The sequence below is a fragment of the Buttiauxella sp. AC038 genome, assembly GCF_979253565.1.
The window spans coordinates 1,455,058-1,472,410 of sequence record NZ_CEEDCQ010000001.1 but is presented as its reverse complement, the minus strand read 5'-3'; the positions used below and the strand labels follow the sequence as shown (position 1 = coordinate 1,472,410).

Genomic DNA, 17,353 nt, shown 5'->3' with positions numbered 1-17,353 from the left:
GTAATCATCACACCTAAGATCAAAATTAAGTCAAATTCACCGCTGTTACAGGGAATAAAGCCAAAAGCCGCTACGCTTAAAAGAACAGTTAACGCGTGAGTGGCCTGAAAAATGGATGAATTAAAAGAAGACAAAATCGACAAATCCACCGATGAGATCGAGGTCGAAAGTGACGAAAAAGACCATGGTGAAAAGATAGAAGTCGACGAAGAACAGCTGCCGTCGCGGGCAATGGCTATTCACGAACATATCCGTCAGGACGGGGAGAAAGAGCTGGAACGTGACGCGATGGCATTGCTGTGGTCAGCGATTGCGGCGGGCTTATCAATGGGCGCATCGCTACTGGCCAAAGGGGTATTTCACGTCAATCTTGAGGGAGTCCCCGGCAGTTTTTTGCTGGAAAACCTTGGCTATACCTTCGGCTTTATCATCGTCATTATGGCGCGCCAACAGTTGTTTACTGAGAACACCGTCACCGCCGTGCTGCCGGTGATGCAAAAACCTACCGGCTCAAATTTTCTTCTATTACTACGGCTATGGGGCATGGTGCTGCTGGGTAATATGATTGGCACCGGACTTGCCGCTTACGCGTTTGAATATATGCCAATATTTGACGAACAAACGCGAGATGCTTTTGTCTCGATAGGCATGGACGTGATGCACAACACGCCGGGGGAAATGTTTGCCAACGCCATTATTTCCGGCTGGATAATCGCCACCATGGTGTGGATGTTCCCTTCTGCGGGTTCGGCAAAAATATTTGTCATCATCATCATGACCTGGCTAGTCGCGCTGGGGGATTTAACCCATATCGTGGTCGGCTCCGTGGAAATTCTCTACCTGGTATTTAACGGTACCATCCACTGGAGTGAATTCTTCTGGCCGTTTGCTTTGCCAACGCTCGCAGGCAACATCTGCGGCGGCACATTTATCTTCGCACTGATTAGCCACGCACAAATCCGTAACGATATGAGCAACAAGAAAAAAGCAGAGGCGAAGGCTAAAGCAAAGCGCAAACAGGAAGTTGAGAACGGCGAAGACGCCGGCAAGGGCGAAAAGCAGATGCGAAGAACGTGAAACTGGTTACGATTCAGGCAATCAGCAGGCGTGCCCCTTAACTCAGACCTAAAAGCGGGTATACTGTGCCGCGCAATGCCCTAAATAGTTCGAATTGTGGGTAGGCGGCAAAAGAACAAATCTCCAGGAGCTTACTTGAGTAAGTGACTGGAATTTGTGAATGCAGCCAACACCCCCACAATTTGAAGTATGAAGGGCATTAAGTCCTCTTAGTTAAATGGATATAACAAGCCCCTCCTAAGGGCTAGTTGCAGGTTCGATTCCTGCAGGGGACACCATTAACACCCATTTCTATTCATTTCCCCAATGAAATCAGCAGCATGTAAGACTAAATCCCTAGTTTCATCTTCGTATCACCCTATCAAAAACACTTACAGCGTCAAAACTAACCGAGAGTTTGCAGATACTGCGATTCTTACGCTGTAGGGGAAACGCTGTCGACGGGCAAGCAGAATGGCGCTACCCGACACATCGGGCAGCGTATCCATCAAGTAAGGCAGAGTTTGCTGCATGGGTAATCACACTAAATACATGAATCGTTTTTTGTCGCATTAGACATTATTTCTGTTCTTATACGCCTCTTTTAATCTCCTCATTGATTCCACGAGTACTGAGCGCGGGCATCCAACGTTTAATCTCATATGTCCCTCTCCGCCAGGACCATATTGAATACCAGGCGAAAGACCGAGCTTAGCTTCATGTACAAAAAATGAATTTAGATTCTCATCACTGAGTTTCATTTTTTCTGCATTAAGGAAAAGCAAATAGGATGCGCCGCCATAAACAACTGATATTAACGGGCAGTTTGTTTCTATCTCTTTTTTTACATACTCTACATTATCAGATAAATAAGTCAGTAACCTTTGATGCCATTCATCACAGTTGATATATGCAGAATAAATTGCTGCCTGTTGTAGCGAGTTTGTTTCAGCCAGGTAACAGTTATCCAAAAAACCATAGAACTTGTTGCGCAAGTCGTTATTTTTAATAATAACCACCCCACCTTGTATAGCCGGGGTATTAAATGTCTTGCTGATAGAGGTAAGCACTATCGATTGGCTATCCAGCATCTCATTTACCGTAAAAAATGGTATATGTTGCTTGCCCGGCAATGTTAAATCGCAATGAACCTCATCTGATACAACAATGACCCCTGCACGATGGCAGTATCTATTTACCTTCTCAATTGTTTCGCGGTCCCATACCATCCCGCCAGGATTATGAGGTGAAGAAAAAAGGAACATCTTGCAAGTTTTTAGCTTTTCTTTGAAGTCACTCCAATCAAAATAATAACACCCACTTTTCTCGATTAATCCTGTTTGTATCAACTGCCTGCCACTTGTCTTTATAAAATTTGGATAAGGATCATATATTGGGGTGCATGTTAATATATTATCGCCAGGTTTTGTTAAGGACATTAAAGACAATACTATTGTTCTTATTACACCAGGGACAAAATGCAACCAACCTTCCTGGACATCGAAACCATACCGTTTCTTATACCATTCGGTAACCGACTTCTTCCACTGTGGGTGTTCTAGATTATATCCTTGCACCGGTTGAGTTACGACAGAACGTAGCGTATTGATAATAGGCTCTGGTGTTCTGAAATCCATATCAGCAATCCAAAGAGGCAATACATCTTCAGTACCAAACATTTCTTGTAACTGCCCATATTTACGACAACTAGCATCTCTTGCTACTACACAATCAAACAGAGACATTACACACTCCTGGATCATCACCTGAAAAGCTAAGGTGATTTAAAATACAAACTGAATAACACGCATAAAAATTTCATCCGTAGAATATTTCTGCTACAGCATGCGTAACGTAGATAAATTAATTCGTATTTTTCGAGTAAATATGAAACTCAATTCACTCTAACATTATAGTTGATGCTCAACGATATTCTCAGTGGCGTCACTCGGTTCACATTTAGCGATACCGATACCCGTTGCAGCCCAAAGTAATGCAAATATAACTCCGCTGTAGCACAAAATTGCCCACGGTAAATAGTCTAGTGTTGATACGCCCAGCATAGTGGCGCAATAAACACCTGACGCAGACCAGGGAATAATAGGTTCGACTACCGTCCCTGCGTCCTCAGTTGTCCTGGAGAGATTTTTTGCCGCAAGACCTCTTCTTTTGTATTCATCTTTAAAAGCATCACCGCATAGCAATAATGGCAAAGTACCGTTTGCTGTACATGCACAGATGGTAAAAGTTGTAATAATCGTTGTGAGGACCAAACGAAATGTTGATTTGACACCTTTCGTGAGAGCATGAATAACCGTATGCAGCGAGCCCGTTGCGCTCATCGCGCCAGCAAAGCTGAATGCACTGAAAACAGTAACAAAGCTACTAAACATAGATATTGCACCACCCCGCTCCAGCAAGCGAGATACATCAGAAGAAAGCGCAGATACATTACTACCCTCGATCATAGAGAGCTTAAAGCCACTCACAACCGATTCTCCTACCGATGACGCAGAGAAACCCTGAAAAACTAATGCGAGAATCATGGATATTAATGTAGACAGGAATAACATAGGAATTGGCGGTTTCTTTGAAAGAGAACCATACAATACAATAATCGGTGGTAATAATAGGAAAATATTAAAATGATAAACACTACCAATTGACGCCATCAATTTTATAATATTCTCTGGTGTACTAATAGAGGCCTCAATACCCATACCCATATAACTATATACAATGCTACATAAAATAAACCCGGGGCCAGTTGTCCACAAAAGATGGCCTATATGCGAGTATAGATTTACACCAGCAGCCAGCGCGGCCATGTTTGTTGAATCAGAGACTGGAGAAAGTTTATCACCGAACCAACAACCTGAAACAATAGCCCCGGCAGCAATTGGAAGTGATACATTCAATCCAATGGCAACACCAATCATCGCAATACCAACTGTACCGATAGAGCCCCAAGAGGTACCGGTACAAACAGAAATTAATGCTCCAAGAAGAAATGCGGAAATATAGAAATACTGAGGATTAATTAACTTTAAACCATAGTAAATCATCATCGGTATTGTACCTGAGACCATCCATGCTCCAATTAAGAAACCTATACTCGCTACAATCAGTATTACGGGTAAAGCCTCAGATATTTTTTCGCAAATGGATTTTAGAATGTCATCCCACGTAAAACCATGAGCTATAGCTATAAATGAAGCAGTAGCTGTGCCCATCAAAATCATGGGCTCCGCACGGATGTTAAAAACAAAATACCCAATACTAATTCCGCCTAGCATTACGACCATAGGCAAAACAGACCAAAAAAAAGATAATTCCCTTCTACTTTTTGAAGTATAGCTATTCAATTGCATAATCCCATCCAATAGTTAGTGGTTTGTATTTGAACAGATAAGAAAAACGCCTATGATATTTAACCTTGCATTAAAATGGCCAACCCAATTATTTTCATGGAAATCACATACTTTCAATACCAATATAATGAAATTTATTTCAACACAATACTACTACGGGCTTTCTTAATAATTATCCCTCCACGTAGAGTTGGTGATTTATTCGTTGTTGACTCAATTTACGATACTGCTGCGGTGGCATACCGACGTATTTATTAAATGTACTATAAAAACGGCTACTAGAACGAAACCCTGCAATAATAGCTATATCTAGAATAGTCTTATCGGTGTCGCTTAGTAGTGCTCTTACATGGTTAATACGCATTGCAGTAATATATTGCTTCATAGTCAGTTGCATAACTCTCTGGAAAATACCCATGGCATAGTTTGGGTTCAGTTTCACATATTCCGCGATAGCGTTAACTGTCAAAATTTTGTCACAGTGTGTGGCAATAAACTCAAGCATTTGGCTAACATAAAACTGTGAGTGCCGCGAAAGACTATTTTTCTGAGTGCGTGACGTTTTATTAACCAGCACAGGCTGCCAGCCAGATAGACTAAAGCGCTTTAGCATTAAGGCAATTTCATCGATTGCTAACTGGCGAACCTGCTCATTAGTACTATTCAGTTCATGTTGCCAACGCTGAACTTCAAAAATGCTGAGTTGCTGTGCTGATAAGGATTTAATCACCATTCCATGAGTCACGTGATTAATCAATTCGCGATCCAGCGGCCAGGATAAAAATAAATGCATTGGTAAGTTGAATATTGCCATTTGTTTGCAATGGCCTGGATTTGTAAGCTGATGTGGGGTACAAGCCCAAAACAGGGTGATATAACCTTGCTTGACTCGCACCAATTCATCATTAATTAGATATTCCACATCCCCGTCAAATGGCACATTAACTTCAACCTGACCATGCCAGTGGCTGTAGGTCATTGCCAATGGTGCCCGCAGCTCGACATCCATACGCTGATACTCTGAATAGAGTGCAAGTGGGCTACGAGTCTTTTTTTCATAACTGCGGCACATATGGGGATCATGCGGCAGTCGCGGAGTACTGTTTTCCATTATAGGTTGAGTTCCTGGACCATGAATCTGACCGAGATGTCATATCAAAACATGGTTACAGCTTAACCGAAAAAAACCTCCGTTTTATCTCCATTTTCGCGAAATCATTCCCAGAAACTCAGATTTTATGTTTATCAATTGCAGATCTGAGTTATCGGGAATATGGAGTCTTATGCAGTAAGTGATGTCACTCGCTCATTTTTTATCGCTAAGAACAAACGTCATTCCAAGTTCGCTGAGGTGGACGCCATAGTCCATTGAGATAATTCCAGTTCTTGTCTCCCTATAACCCATCCCGGTTTTGTACTTATCTTTGAATCTGCTAAGCCATAGAGCGTTGCCTGCAAAAAAACAACAACACTACCTCTGGTATGAAAGGTATAATCTTGCCCACGATTTGATTTTTTTAGACCATGAACATGACAAAACTCACATTACAAGAGCAGATGCTGAAAGCTGGCTTAGTCAGCAGCAAAAAAATGGCCAAAGTTCAGAGAACGGCCAAAAAATCACGAGTTCAGGCTCGTGAGGCGCGCGAGGCCGTGGAAGAGAATAAAAAGGCGCAAATTGAGCGTGATAAAGAGCTGGTTGAACAACAAAAGCAGGCTGCTTTATCAAAAGAATATAAGGCTCAAATTAAACAGCTTATTGAAATGAATAGAATTGTTATTTCAAAAGGCGATATTGGCTATAACTTCACAGATAACAATTTAATTAAAAAAATCTATGTGGATAAGGTTACTCAGACTCAATTAACCAATGGCCGTCTCGCTATTGCTCGTTTGATGACAGATAAAAATCCTGAAGGTGAATACGCGATTATCCCAGCAAGTGTTGCCGATAAAATTGCACAGCGTGATGCGAGCTATATCGTATTAAACAGTACGCTGAGCCAGGAAGCTCAAGACGAAGAAGACCCGTATGCTGACTTTGTCGTGCCTGATGATTTGATGTGGTAGGGAAAGTTTCCAGAGTCCCTTTGAAATACGCCCCTCAGCCAAGGCTGGCTGAGGGGCGTATTATTGTGTTTGAAGTTACTGCGCGCCAATACGCTGTAGCCCTTTAATGGCTTGCTCAAGATAACTGCGCGGGCAACCGAGATTCAGCCGTATAAAGCCAGAGCCTGCTGGGCCAAAACCACTTCCCATAGAAGGAGCAATACCGGCTATCTCAGTCATCACGCTCTTTAACTCATTATCGTTCAAGCCCAATGCTCGGCAATCTATCCATATCAAATAGGTACCTTGTGCCGGAATAACACGCAACCACGGCAAATAGTTCTCTACCTGCGACACAAACCAATCACGATTTGCCGCGAGATAACCAAGCAATTCGTCCAGCCACTTTTCGGAACCATTATATGCCGCAGTAGCAGCTTCCATCGAAAGCGCATTGAATACGTCCAGACCGTGCGCATTTAAACGCTCGATAAATCGCGCCTTTAACCCAGCATCAGGAATAAGGAAGTTAGAGATCCGCAGGGATGAAAGTCCAAAGGTTTTACTTGCTGATGTGGCAGCAATTACCCTTGAATGCCAGCGAGACTCAAGGTGCAAAACAGAGGTAAACGTTGATCCTGGCAGCAGTAGATCAGCCCAGATTTCGTCTGAAAGCACCGTCACATCGTATTTTTCACATAGCGTCAAAAGTTTGGTTAACTCATCTTTGCTCCAGCAACGCCCGGTAGGGTTATGCGGGTTACACAGAATGAACAGTGGCGGGCGGTATTTGCTAAACAATTCATCTAACTGCTCAAGATCCATCACATATCCCACATCGGGATCTTCTTGCAGCGGATTCTCAACAAGGTTGCGCTGGTTAAGCGTAATAATCTTGGCAAATGATCCGTAGTACGGCCCCTGAACTACAACGCTATCACCCACCTGGCTTAGCATTTGTACCAGCAGTGAAAGACCCGGCACTCCCCCTTCAATACTGCAAACCCATTCAGGGTGAATCAGGAGTTGATGGCGACGCTCAAACCAGTTAGTCAGCGCCGTGTAGTAATTTTCATCACGCTCGCTATAGCCAAATACACCATGTTCAACACGCCGATGAAGCGCCTCCAACACATTTGGCGGGCAGGCAAAATCATAATCAGAAACCCACATTGGGAGTAAATTGTCGGTTTGCATATTCTGATAACGATCGATGAAATCCCATTTCACTGAACCCGTAGCATGGCGATTAATCACCTGGTCAAAATTGTTTTTCATGATGTAGCCTCCTGCTTTGAATTCTCCATTGGCGTAGTGACCTTAATCGGTGCTTTAGCGATACCAAACCCGGTAAAACCATAAATCAAAGCAAAGAAAATAGCGGAGTAACACTGTACGGCCCAGGGTAAGAAATCCAGAGTGCTTACGCCAAGCGTTGTCGCCATATAGACGCCCGCTGCGGTCCATGGAATAAGAGGCTCAATCACAGTTCCCGCATCTTCAATGGTGCGGGAAAGATTTTTAGTATCTAAACCCATGCGGCGATACGCATCCTGATAAAGCTCGGCCGGAACCAGCAGCGCCAGTTTGCCGTCGCTGGTAGCAGCCGTAACCAGAATAGTCGTGCCAATAGTGGCTGCAATCAGTTGACCTACGCTATGAATAACGGTGAGCAAACGGTTGATAATGATAGTCAGTGCACCTGTTAGTGTCAGTGCGCCAGCAAAAGAGAAAGCACAGAACACCAGCAAGATTGTACTCATCATGGAGAACAGGCCGCCGCGATTAAGCAGGCGAGGCACATCGGCAATCATCCCATCAGAACCCTGCGGGAACATGTTGATGTTAAAACCATCCATGAATGCATCCAGCCCCTGCTTAACACTCAATCCCTGAAGCCAGACGCCAAGAATAATGGCCAGCAAGCAGGCAATCAGCATCAACGGAATGACCGGTTTTTTGCTGATGGCTCCCCACAGCACAATAATCGGCGGCAATATCAGTACGATATGGAAGTGATAGAGACTATCGAGCGCGTTAATAATGTCTGTCACCCGCTGCGGGGTGGCAACTTCGCCCATCATGCTGCTGTGGCCTGCAACCAGATAAACAATGGCTGCCAGAATGAAGCTCGGAATGGTGGTGTACATCAAATGCTGGATATGCTCAAACAACGTGGTATCAGCAACAATAGCGGCAAAGTTGGTTGAATCCGACAGCGGAGAGATTTTGTCGCCAAAGTAGGCACCAGAAACCACCGCCCCTGCTGCAGCCGCTAGTGGAACATCCAACCCGGCAGCAACACCCATCAACGCCACGCCCACCGTGCCCGCCGAACCCCATGACGTTCCGGTACAAACTGACACTACACTGGTCAGGAAAAATGCGGCGATAAGAATGTATTGAGGGCTAATCAGTTTCAATCCCCAGTACACCATATAAGGAATGGTGCCACTAAACATCCAGGTGCCGATAAGCCCGCCGACGCAAATCAAAATCATAATAACCGGCATCGCTTTAGCGAGTTTGGCAACGATGGAGTTCATCACATCGTCCCAGTTATATCCCTGCCAATATGCCAGACCTGCGGCAATAGCCGCAGAGCACAAAAGCAACGGCTCAATACGCAATCCCATCACACCATATCCGACGATGAGAAATGCCAGCATCGCGATTATGGGGAGTAAAGCCAGCCCAAAAGAGAGCGTTTTTTTGTCGTTGTGTGATTCATTCGCTTTCATAATTGTGTTCCGATTTATTTTGATGGGTGCAGAGTAAAGGGAACAGAACAATGCAAATGTGATGGAAAGGATGCTGCCATGTAACCGCATACATGAAGAGTACAGTTGCGACATTTGTCACAAAAAGCGCCGTTGACGACATGCCTTCAATTAATTATTTCGCATCACCGAATCTCGTTCGATCAGTTCAGCAGCAAAGCACAATGAGCGCGGCGGTGGCGTTTCATGTTGATGCAACCCAATGGCGAGCAGAGCTGCATGCCGGGCCATGCGCTCTATCGGGTAATGCATGGTCGTTAAGGCTGGGAACAGATAACGCGCGAGTACTACATCATCAAAACCCACCAGCGATAACTGTTCAGGTAGCGCAACGCCTTGTTGATGAAGGGCGCGCATCATACCGGCGGCCATAACATCGTTAAAGGTAAATGCCGCAGTAAAAGGAATGTGGCTATCGAGAAGTTTTTTGGCAGCCGTTTCCCCACCTTCTTCATTAAACGGCACGCTAATTATCCAGCTTTTCTCCGGGGTAATCCCAAATTCAGCCATCGCTAATCGGTAGCCTTCCAGCCGCTGCTGTCTGTCATCAATGGGCAAGTCTGATGTGATACAGGCAATACAGCGATGACCATTTTCTAATAGATGCCGTGTAGCCTGGCGTGCTGCACTTTGGTTATCCAGCCATACACAGCGAGGTGATATTGATGGAATGTAGCGGTTCACAAGGACCATGGCGGGGGTATGGGTGCTATAGCGAATTAAATCCTGGTCGGGCAGGCGTGTCGCATGCACGACAATGGCTTCGCAGCCCTGGTTAATCAAAAAATCTAAGCCTGATTTTTCCAACTCAGCCTGATGACCACCACTACAGACCATCAGACGAAACCCCTGCTGGCGTGCAACTTCTTCTACACCTCGGGCTAATCGGGCAAAAAACGGATCGGCCAGATTGCCGGTTAACAACCCCAGCATATTGCCACTGCGTTTTGCGAGTGCCAGAGCTGCTGCATTACGCCGATAGTTCAGCTCACGCATAGCTTTCTCCACACGTTCCTGCGTAACAGGTTCAACATATGAAGTTTGATTTATTACCCGAGATACAGTTGCTGTCGACACTCCGGCCAACAGGGCAACCTCTTTCATTGTCGCCATAGATTCACTTTGATATGGAGAACGTGAGTTCTTAGAAAAACCATGACGAGCATACCACCAAAGCATATGGCATTAGATCCAGCAAAATGCCGACTGAATGATACCTCTTGATGAGATCACGCAATGATTTACTGCAACCCTCTAAGTTCACGGCCATAAAAGTAAGAGATGCTAATAGAAAAAACCCAGCTAAAAGCTGGGCTAAGAATATCAATCAACCAGTACGCGCTTGTTCGTAGCACCCCAGAGAATCGACATTTCGGTAAACAATGCACCACTGATATCTTCTACTTCAGTCGCGGTTACCTCCGCATTCCCCTGCTTACCAAACAGAACAACTTCATCCCCTGGTGCAACACCTTTCAAATCAGTCACATCAACTACCACGGTATTCATCGATGTTTTGCCAAGAATGGGTACACGCTGGCCACGAATCAATACGTGCCCCGCATTGCTGAACACGCGGCGATAGCCATCGGCATAACCCACCGGAATATTAGCCAGCACGGAGTTGCGCTTGAGCGTGTAAGTGCGGTCATAACCGACGGTATTGCCTTTCGGGTAGCGGTTCACCGAGGCAATAGAGGATTTCAATGTCATCACGCGTTTGTAGTCGTTACTGGCAATGGTATCGCCGTAAAACACACCGCCAACACGCACCATATCGAGCCAGGATTCAGGCACCGTCAGCGTCGCAAAGCTATTGGCAACATGCAGGGTCACGTCTTCTCGCTTCAGACCAGTAATCTCCAGAACCTGTTGTGACTGCACTTTAAAGCGCGCCAGATCTTTGCGCACCGCCGCCGCATCTTCTTCCGGGTAATGCGACATGATGCCGACGATTTTCAAGTGGCTCAGTTCGGAGATGGCTTTCGCATCGTTCAGCCCTTCCTGATTGCTGACTTCCAGCCCGTTACGCGACATGCCACCGGAGTTCAGCGCCAGATGAATACGCAGCGTTTTCCCCTGTTGTTGAGCAATCGCATCGAGGCGTTTTGCCATATCCAGGTTGCCGATTAACTCTTCAGTGTCATAGTCCGTCGCCTGGCGCATCTCTTCTTCGGTCGCATTTCTCACGCGCATCAAACGGCCTTTAAAACCGAGATCGTGTACGGTTTTCAGTTCTTCATTGCTGGCAACGCCGATGCATTGCACGTTGTTTGCCAGCATAACCGGCGTGACCAGCGACAGGTCGTGCCCGTAGGCATCCCCTTTCAGAATTGCGCACATGGTGGATTTATTACCGAGCAGTTTTTGTACTTTTTGTACGTTGTATTCCAGCGCACTGCGCGAGATTTCAAGCGTCGTGTTATCAACAACCAGTTGCTGATGGTGGTATCCGGCGGCAGAAAGCGTGCTGGTTGGGGGAACGGTGGTGTTGTGGCTATTACAGGCGGTAAGAACAAACAGAGGGATTAAAGCTAAACGGCGTAAATGCAGTGGCATGCTGACTCCTTAGCAAGGTTAAAGGGGTTCGTAGCGACCCCAAATTCATAAGAAAAAACCAGGTTATCCTGCTGATTTTTATTCTAATTTAATGGCATTTTCTTCAACATGACATAGAGGGCTGCAAAAAAAGAGCCTGCTCACTTTCGCGGGCAGGCTCTTATTCATTACCGGTGTTAAGCGTTAGTAATGGTGTTCTGGTTTATGCAATAAATGATCAAATGATGAATGCTGCAAACTATCCATTCCCGCAGACTCAGACACCATTACTGGAGCCGCATGCGCTTTAGGATCGATAACCGTCGCATCGGTATGCGGTTGCTCACCACCTTTAATCAGGCTTGTGATATCAGTGCCATGCTCAAGTTCATGAGCTAAATCACTCAGGTTTATGCGCTCTTGCGCATGCTCACCTTTTCCGGTCACCAGACCAGAATTATCGGGCTGATGTGTGGCGCTATCCGCTGGCGCAGTTGCTGCCGGAAGGAACAGATCATCGCTGCTTTCCAGCAAGTTATTGAGCGGATGTGCCTGTTGAGTGTGGTGTTCAACAACCGTTGCGGCGTCAACATGAGCGTGGACCGAAACGTCATCGACAGGCACAGGTGGCGCTGCGGAAGGGATATCTGCGGGTACCGGAGCATCGTGGTGAACCACTGTTGTACGGCTATCATTCGCCGTAAAAGCCAGCGTTCCATCACCAAAGATGACGCCTTCAATGTGGTTCACACCCTGTAAATGCAGCCCCTGGTCCGCATCACTATGTGTCCCCGTGATCGAAACATTTTCCAGCGTATTTACGTTAGAATTGGCATTGTTATTAGGACCTGGTGAGCATTTATAATCAGCCTCTGAACCATCCTGCAAGAAAATGTAGCCTTTGTGCCCGCTGTCGACTGACTGCGTCATGCCGTTAATGGCATTCAGGCCCTGGTGAGCATTACCATTCGTGTAGCCACTGCCATCATGCACCACATAAATATCGGCATATTTCCCGTCACTATTTACGTTGCCGTCATGGTAATGGGTGATCTGGTTAGCACTGTCTGCACTGTGCGGTGCTGTATCGCCGTCACTCAACCAGACACGCACATTCGAACCAATGGCGATTATCTTCCCATCCTGAATATCAAAGCCTTCAGCTGCGCCACTGCCGCCATTTACCTGGGTAATCGGGCTCGGGTGGGCTTCAGGAGTCGAATCCGTGCTGTCGTTGTGAGCGATGTAGTCAGTGATGGTAGCGCTTGCATCTTGCTCAGAGCTCGCCAGATGTGCAGAGCTAACATGATCAGTTGAAGGTGCGGGTGGGACCTGATCATGGCTGACTGTTTGATCGGCTGTTGCATGCGTTGCATGCCCATCATCACCTTTGACAGTAATGCTGACATGTACAGGCAGCCCCTCTTTCAGATCACCACTCTCAACTCCAATATGGTAGCCAAGCTTCCCGTTACCCAGATCAACCACTTCACCTTTATAGTGGTGGCCGTTAACGGTCAGTTTCACGATATCGCCCAGTACGACGTCACCCGTTACGGTACCGGTGATTACGGAATGCTGCTCACCAGGTTGTTGTGTTGGTGTATCGGTCTCAACAGTGGTACTTCCCTCATTTTGCGTGTGGATAGTACCATCGCCGAGAATCACCCCTTCGATATGGTTTATGCCCTGAAGGTGCAGGGAGTGACCCATACCATCCAGCCCGGTAACCGAAACGTTCTCCTGAGTATTCACATTGGTTTGCGAATTGTTATTGGTGCCGTAGCCAATCTGGTAATCCGAATCTTTGCCATCCTGAACGAAGACGTAATCTTTATGCCCGTCCTGTTCAGGCTGCGTATTGCCGTCGACGGAATGCAGGTCCTGGTAAGTGCCATCTCCCTGCCGATACTGGCTACCCGGATGGACGACAAAGATATCGGAGTAATTGCCGTCGCCTTTCTCATTGCCATCGTTGTAGTGCAGGATTTGGTGTTCAGGATCGGCACATCCCGGCACATTATCATTTTCACTCAAATGGATACGCACATTTGAGCCAATGCTGACTATTTTCCCATCTTTAACATCGAAACCATCCGGTGATTCACTGCCACCATTAACGTGAGTAACCCCGCTATCCGGCTTGTCCGTTGAGGGAACCTCCTCGGTTTCAATACTATCAATAGTGATGCTGACATGGTCGTGGTGTTTCGCAGGCTTCAGTTCGGTCAGCGGGACTTGTGCGGGCGTCAAATCAGTCAGTGGAACGTGAGCCGGAGTCAAATCCGTCAACGGGACTTGCGCTGGCGTCAGATCCGTCAGTGGCACCTGTGCTGATGTCAAATCAGTCAGCGGAACGTGAGCCGGAGTCAGGTCCGTCAACGGTACTTGCGCTGGCGTCAAATCAGTCAGTGGAACGTGAGCCGGAGTCAGGTCCGTCAACGGCACCTGCGCGGGCGTCAAATCAGTCAGTGGAACGTGAGACGGAGTCAGGTCCGTCAACGGCACCTGCGCGGGCGTCAAATCAGTCAGTGGAACGTGAGCCGGAGTCAGCTCCGTCAACGGGACTTGCGCTGGCGTCAGATTCGTCAGTGGTACCTGTGCGGGTGTCAAATCAGTCAATGGAACGTGAGCCGGGGTCAGGTCCGTCAACGGGACTTGTGCGGGCGTCAGATCAGTCAGTGGAACGTGAGCCGGAGTCAGCTCCGTCAACGGCACCTGCGCGGGCGTCAAATCAGTCAGTGGAACGTGAGACGGGGTCAGGTCCGTCAACGGGACTTGCGCTGGTGTCAGCTCCGTCAGTGGCACCTGTGCGGGTGTAAAATCAGTCAATGGAACGTGAGCCGGGGTCAGGTCCGTCAACGGGACTTGCGCTGGTGTCAGCTCCGTCAGTGGCACCTGCGCGGGCGTCAAATCAGTCAGTGGAACGTGAGCCGGGGTCAGGTCCGTCAACGGGACTTGCGCTGGTGTCAGCTCCGTCAGTGGCACCTGCGCGGGCGTCAAATCAGTCAGTGGAACGTGAGCCGGAGTCAGATCCGTCAACGGTACTTGCGCTGGCGTCAGTTCGGTCTGCGGCACAAATGCGGGTGTCAGTTCCGTCTGCGGCACAAACGCCGGCGTCAGTTCCGTCTGCGGCACAAACGCAGGTGTCAGTTCCGTCTGCGGCACAAACGCCGGTGTCAGTTCGGTCTGCGGCACTTCTGCTGGCGTCGGCGTAGTAAGCGGTGTCTCCACTACATGAGCCACAACTTCGGCCAGGGGAAGGTCATCAGAAATACTTAAGGAATCGTTTGCTGGAGAAATAAACGTATCAAATTGGTTGTGATCGTGAACAAGAGAACCGAGACCCGTTGTTGGAAAACCTGAAGTAGCATCAACTACTTCGCCAGTCAGCTCCACTCGTTCAATAAAATGCCCGCCGCCACCAGTTCCAGCTTCGATTGGCGCTTCATTACCCGCAGCAGTTGCATCCAGGGCTTTAGTCGGGTCAACACCATCTGTAATTGCCTGCTGTAGTGCTGCGACATCATCAGTCGCGTGCTCAGTATTAGCTGCAGCAGTTACGCCGCTTTGATCACTCCAGTGGCTATTACGCCCCATATCCATTGTATGACCATCGGATAAGTTCACCGTTAATGCGCCGTTAGCACTGGTTACGATTTCTTCTCCAGCGAAGATTCGATCCCCTTCATGCAGTTCACGCTGAGTTCCATCAACAGCAATAGCAAAAACCTGTCCAATGACTACTTTGACGATACCGAGAATGTTGTGCAAACCACTTGCCCCTGAATATTGATATTACATATACCCGTCATACTTCAAGTTGCATGTGCGTTGGCAATACTCGCTCCCCCAGTCACTTACTTGATTAAGCTCCCGGGGATTAATGAGAGACTCCTGTCTCTCACCGGAGGCCAGCCTTTGGCTGGTCAAATTCGTTCCCGACGAATTTGTCACTGCGTCGCCGCCTTCCTACAACTCGAATTATTTTGGGTATAGATGCAACAAAATAAGAATTTCGACGTGTCACTTTGTCTAAAAATGAACATCTTTCTTTAATTAAAACATTAGTATTAACTTTTTATTTACAATGAATTCTGTATAAAATACGTGCTGCTACCAGCTACATAATAACTTACACTAAAAAATATAGTGAGGAACATCTCAAATAATAAAAAATTCATTTCCCAGAAAGAAATCAGGCTGATTCATATGCAGCTCTATTAAAATAAAAAACAAAACATCCACTTTTGAATAATCATAGCGTTTATTATGCAAAATCGCTCTAACTGCATAAATAACACACAGCGATATTATATATTTGTATCCATGGTGTTAAGATGTTATCACTAAACAAATAATGTCCATTATTCTACATTCCAAATCAAACTCACTCAGACTTATCGTAGGCAATAAATTAAACAGCAGTTTTAAAACCTACAAAGATATAACTAATAAGATATTCACTCTGTAATTATCTAATTTAAAAGTGCTTCGTTCACTGCCAATATTGATGGTTATTTCAACACCTGTCGCATAACCTTGATTACAGTATAAATAATTTCATTCTCTCTCTTGCCGGTGAACTAAACTTTGCAAGAAGCTCGTACAACAGCAGCCCCATCATTTACATAATGAAATTATCTGTAAAGATTTGAACGGGACAGACATTTTGGCAAGAATGAGAATACCCACGCGCTCACCACTTTTGGGAAACTAGATGAGACCAGAACGACAGTTTGCTGCACTCTGCTCCCTGCTGCTACTAAGTACATACGCGAAAGCCGAAGTTGATCTTGGCTCCTTAGACTTATTCGCCAAGGACAATGTCACCAGCCCCATCCCTAAAGGCCTGGTCCTGGGCGGGGCTGTCATTAGTGGCACGCCACGTTACGAGGCGCAGAAAAATGATACTTATATCATCCCCGGCGCTGTCTATTTTGGCGAACAATTTATGTATCTGGGCGACCGTGCGCGCTACTACTTTCACCTGGACGATAAAGTAGCTGCTTATGCATATGGCAGGTTCCGCTTTGGTAACCTTGACCCCGATGATGAAGATGCATTCGACGGGATGAACAAGCGAAAATCAGAGTTAGAAGCTGGTGTCGGTGGAACTCTCATTACCCCTTACGCCCTGCTTAGTGCGCGAATTAGTTCAGATGTAACAGGCCGTAGTAATGGTCAGGAATTATTGCTATGGGCAGATTTTCCAATCATTAAGGGAAATTTGTTGGTTATGCCCGGCATGGGGATGATGATTCGCAGCGATAAGATGGCGAACTATTACTTCGGCGGTGTCTCGAAAAGCGAAGCAACACCTGAACGCTCGGAATGGGATACCGGCACCACCTTCTCCCCAATGGCTGCAGTCATTACCAGCTATCGCTTCAATTCCAAATGGCTAGGAATGTTTGCTGCCAACTATGAATTTTATGACAAAGATATCGCTGATAGTCCAATCGTTCAGCATAACGGAGAGCTGTATGGGCTCCTTGCCGTCGGCTATATCTGGTAGAGATAAATATGCTGAGTCAGGTTCTAATAAATAAACTGACT

General features: G+C 46.5%; 12 protein-coding genes and 1 tRNA gene. 4 read left to right on the top strand and 9 right to left on the bottom strand.

Features of this window, described 5'->3' with window-relative positions; genetic code table 11:
• The first annotated feature begins 111 nt into the window (after window positions 1–111).
• Complete coding sequence (locus tag AC0IXI_RS07045) at window positions 112–1,077, top strand: formate/nitrite transporter family protein (protein WP_064512804.1); 966 nt, start codon at window positions 112–114, stop codon at window positions 1,075–1,077.
• Window positions 1,078–1,280: 203 nt separating this feature from the next.
• A tRNA-Arg gene (locus AC0IXI_RS07040) sits at window positions 1,281–1,355 on the top strand.
• A gap of 93 nt (window positions 1,356–1,448) precedes the next feature.
• Here the strand turns inward: AC0IXI_RS07040 and AC0IXI_RS07035 are convergent.
• The 4 genes from AC0IXI_RS07035 to melR all read right to left on the bottom strand — a co-directional run bounded on the left by AC0IXI_RS07035 (window position 1,449) and on the right by melR (window position 5,538).
• Window positions 1,449–1,589: a hypothetical protein gene (locus tag AC0IXI_RS07035; RefSeq protein WP_471682164.1), complete on the bottom strand. Its 141-nt coding sequence runs from the start codon at window positions 1,587–1,589 to the stop codon at window positions 1,449–1,451.
• Between the two features lie 39 nt (window positions 1,590–1,628).
• On the bottom strand, window positions 1,629–2,801 hold the full coding sequence (locus tag AC0IXI_RS07030; protein WP_471682163.1) for a MalY/PatB family protein: 1,173 nt from the start codon (window positions 2,799–2,801) through the stop codon (window positions 1,629–1,631).
• A gap of 165 nt (window positions 2,802–2,966) precedes the next feature.
• Window positions 2,967–4,427 (bottom strand): Na+/H+ antiporter NhaC, encoded by a 1,461-nt coding sequence (nhaC, locus tag AC0IXI_RS07025; protein ID WP_134185096.1) that lies wholly within the window; start codon window positions 4,425–4,427, stop codon window positions 2,967–2,969.
• A 172-nt stretch (window positions 4,428–4,599) separates the two neighbouring features.
• Entirely contained in the window at window positions 4,600–5,538 is a 939-nt protein-coding gene (melR, locus tag AC0IXI_RS07020; protein ID WP_410371380.1) for a transcriptional regulator MelR, read from the bottom strand.
• Between the two features lie 419 nt (window positions 5,539–5,957).
• Between melR and AC0IXI_RS07015 the strand changes: the two genes are divergently transcribed.
• Window positions 5,958–6,497: a DUF2058 domain-containing protein gene (locus AC0IXI_RS07015; protein WP_064512831.1), complete on the top strand. Its 540-nt coding sequence runs from the start codon at window positions 5,958–5,960 to the stop codon at window positions 6,495–6,497.
• A 75-nt stretch (window positions 6,498–6,572) separates the two neighbouring features.
• On the opposite strand, the gene AC0IXI_RS07010 is transcribed toward AC0IXI_RS07015, so the two are convergent.
• From AC0IXI_RS07010 to AC0IXI_RS06990, 5 genes are all read right to left on the bottom strand, one after another.
• The gene (locus AC0IXI_RS07010) at window positions 6,573–7,754 is read right to left on the bottom strand and encodes a MalY/PatB family protein (RefSeq protein ID WP_471682162.1); all 1,182 of its coding nucleotides are present in this window, start codon (window positions 7,752–7,754) and stop codon (window positions 6,573–6,575) included.
• Window positions 7,751–9,217 (bottom strand): Na+/H+ antiporter NhaC, encoded by a 1,467-nt coding sequence (nhaC, locus tag AC0IXI_RS07005; RefSeq protein WP_064512814.1) that lies wholly within the window; start codon window positions 9,215–9,217, stop codon window positions 7,751–7,753. Before nhaC (AC0IXI_RS07005) ends, AC0IXI_RS07010 begins: the two co-directional genes overlap by 4 nt.
• 150 nt (window positions 9,218–9,367) lie before the next feature.
• Window positions 9,368–10,369 (bottom strand): LacI family DNA-binding transcriptional regulator, encoded by a 1,002-nt coding sequence (locus AC0IXI_RS07000; protein ID WP_064512833.1) that lies wholly within the window; start codon window positions 10,367–10,369, stop codon window positions 9,368–9,370.
• Window positions 10,370–10,579: 210 nt separating this feature from the next.
• Entirely contained in the window at window positions 10,580–11,815 is a 1,236-nt protein-coding gene (alr, locus tag AC0IXI_RS06995; protein ID WP_471682161.1) for an alanine racemase, read from the bottom strand.
• Between the two features lie 183 nt (window positions 11,816–11,998).
• Window positions 11,999–15,568 (bottom strand): retention module-containing protein, encoded by a 3,570-nt coding sequence (locus AC0IXI_RS06990; protein WP_471682160.1) that lies wholly within the window; start codon window positions 15,566–15,568, stop codon window positions 11,999–12,001.
• Window positions 15,569–16,514: 946 nt separating this feature from the next.
• On the opposite strand from AC0IXI_RS06990, the gene AC0IXI_RS06985 reads away from it, so the two are divergent.
• A complete protein-coding gene (locus tag AC0IXI_RS06985; protein WP_471682159.1) occupies window positions 16,515–17,312 on the top strand; it encodes a MipA/OmpV family protein in 798 nt (265 codons plus the stop codon).
• The last annotated feature ends 41 nt before the right edge of the window (window positions 17,313–17,353 follow it).